The sequence below is a fragment of the Psychrobacter sp. Cmf 22.2 genome, from assembly GCF_001921745.1.
In the GTDB taxonomy this organism is placed as follows: Bacteria; Pseudomonadota; Gammaproteobacteria; order Pseudomonadales; family Moraxellaceae; genus Psychrobacter.
Map to the genome: position 1 here is coordinate 1 of NZ_MRYA01000045.1, position 263 is coordinate 263.

The 263-nt window shown below is 26.6% G+C and carries 1 protein-coding gene; it reads left to right on the forward strand.

What is annotated here, in order from left to right; translation table 11 throughout:
• The coding region (locus BTV98_RS13250; protein WP_143505776.1) for an IS3 family transposase at positions 1-235 on the forward strand (235 nt) is incomplete at its 5' end.
• Between the last annotated feature and the right edge of the window lie 28 nt (positions 236-263).

Below are 263 nucleotides of genomic sequence, written 5' to 3' on the forward strand. Positions count from 1 at the left end.
AGGTAATTGTTATGATAATGCAGTAGCAGAGAGTTTTTTTAAGACATTAAAAAAAGAATTAGTTAGAAAAACTATATTTCATACAAGAGCAGAAGCTAGAGATAAAATATTTGAATATATAGAAATGTTTTATAACTCAAAAAGACGACATAGTTTTTTAGATTTTATAAGTCCAAATGAATTTGAGAAAAGATACAATGATAGTGTTACTCAACCAAAGGTGTTAACTGATTAAAAAAGTGTCTACTAACTTGGGGTCATTC